Source organism: Azospirillum oryzae, from assembly GCF_008364795.1.
Taxonomy (GTDB): Bacteria; Pseudomonadota; Alphaproteobacteria; order Azospirillales; family Azospirillaceae; genus Azospirillum; species Azospirillum oryzae.
The window spans coordinates 1-2,345 of record NZ_VTTM01000028.1 but is presented as its reverse complement, the minus strand read 5'-3'; the positions used below and the strand labels follow the sequence as shown (position 1 = coordinate 2,345).

At 56.6% G+C, this 2,345-nt stretch carries 1 rRNA gene; it reads right to left on the bottom strand.

The features are described from left to right. Positions 1-2,345 (bottom strand): 23S ribosomal RNA (locus tag FZ938_RS30315); the annotation flags it as partial.

Sequence of the window (2,345 nt, the reverse complement as noted above, 5' to 3'; positions counted from 1 at the left end):
GTCCACATGCCTCCTATCGACGTGATGGTCTGTCACGGCTCTCAAGGGAGCTCTGGTTTAGAGGTGGGTTTCCCGCTTAGATGCTTTCAGCGGTTATCCCGTCCATACTTAGCTACCCGGCCATGCCACTGGCGTGACAACCGGTGCACCAGAGGTATGTCCATCCCGGTCCTCTCGTACTAGGGACAGATCCTCGCAAAACTCCGACACCCACGGCAGATAGGGACCGAACTGTCTCACGACGTTCTAAACCCAGCTCACGTACCACTTTAATCGGCGAACAGCCGAACCCTTGGGACCTGCTCCAGCCCCAGGATGTGATGAGCCGACATCGAGGTGCCAAACGACTCCGTCGATATGGACTCTTGGGAGTCATCAGCCTGTTATCCCCGGCGTACCTTTTATCCGTTGAGCGATGGCCCGTCCACGTGGAGCCACCGGATCACTATGGCCGACTTTCGTCTCTGCTCGACTTGTCAGTCTTGCAGTCAGGCGGGCTTATGCCATTGCACTCGACGAGCGATTTCCGACCGCTCTGAGCCCACCATCGCGCGCCTCCGTTACACTTTGGGAGGCGACCGCCCCAGTCAAACTACCCGCCATGCAGGGTCCCGGACCCGGATCACGGGCCACGGTTAGATGCCAGAGACTTCAAGGGTGGTATTTCAAGGTTGGCTCCACACGAGCTGGCGCCCATGCTTCCAAGCCTCCCACCTATCCTACACATGAAGTCCCTAGCACCACTGCAAAGCTGTAGTAAAGGTGCACGGGGTCTTTCCGTCTGACCGCGGGAACTCCGCATCTTCACGGAGAGTTCAATTTCGCTGAGTTGGTGTTGGAGACAGCGGGGAAGTCGTTACGCCATTCGTGCAGGTCGGAACTTACCCGACAAGGAATTTCGCTACCTTAGGACCGTTATAGTTACGGCCGCCGTTTACCGGGGCTTCAATTCAAGGCTTGCACCTCTCCTCTTAACCTTCCGGCACCGGGCAGGCGTCAGACCCTATACGTCGCCTTGTGTGGCTTCGCAGAGCCCTGTGTTTTTAGTAAACAGTCGCTACCCCCTGGTCTGTGCCCCCCACAGGTGGTTGCCCACCCATAGGGCCCTCTTCTTCCGAAGTTACGAGGGCAATTTGCCGAGTTCCTTCAACACCATTCTCTCAAGCGCCTGGGTATACTCTACCAGTCCACCTGTGTCGGTTTGGGGTACGGTCTATACGGCGGGGCTGTTTCCTGGAACCGGTCCACAGCATGTCCAATCCGATAAGGACATACACGCTTTCCGATCCGTCACCTCCGCCAGGCCCACGATTATTAACGTGGTTCCCATCGACTACGCCTTTCGGCCTCGCCTTAGGGGCCGGCTCACCCTGCGTGGATTAACCTTGCGCAGGAACCCTTGGACTTTCGGCGACAGTGTTTCTCACACTGTTTGTCGCTACTCATGTCAGCATTCTCACTTCCGATACCTCCAGGCGGCCTCACGGACACCCTTCGCAGGCTTACGGAACGCTCCGCTACCACGTGATCAAAGATCACATCCGCAGCTTCGGTACACGGCTTGAGCCCCGATACATTTTCGGCGCAGGCCGGCTTAACTAGACCAGTGAGCTATTACGCTTTCTTTAAAGGATGGCTGCTTCTAAGCCAACCTCCTGGTTGTCATGGCCTTCCCACATCCTTTCCCACTTAGCCGTGATTTGGGGACCTTAGCTGGCGGTCTGGGCTGTTTCCCTCTCGACGATGGACCTTAGCACCCACCGTCTGTCTGCCGGACTGCACTCTGCGGTATTCGGAGTTTGGTTAGGTTTGGTAAGGCTCGCGCCCCCCTAGCCCATCCAGTGCTCTACCCCCGCAGGTGATATCCGACGCGCTACCTAAATAGCTTTCGCGGAGAACCAGCTATTTCCTGATTTGATTGGCCTTTCACCCCTAGCCACAGGTCATCTCCGACTTTTTCAACAGGCGTGAGTTCGGTCCTCCAGTGCGTGTTACCGCACCTTCAACCTGCCCATGGCTAGATCATCAGGTTTCGGGTCTAAAGCATGCAACTCGGTCGCCCTATTCAGACTCGCTTTCGCTGCGCCTCCACCTACCGGCTTAAGCTCGCTGCATACTCTAAGTCGCTGACCCATTATACAAAAGGTACGCCGTCACCCCATGAAGAGGCTCCGACTGCTTGTAGGCATCCGGTTTCAGGAACTGTTTCACTCCCCTTGTCGGGGTGCTTTTCACCTTTCCCTCACGGTACTGGTGCACTATCGGTCACTGAGGAGTACTTAGGCTTGGAGGGTGGTCCCCCCATGTTCAGACAGGGTTTCACGTGCCCCGCCCTACTCGAGCAT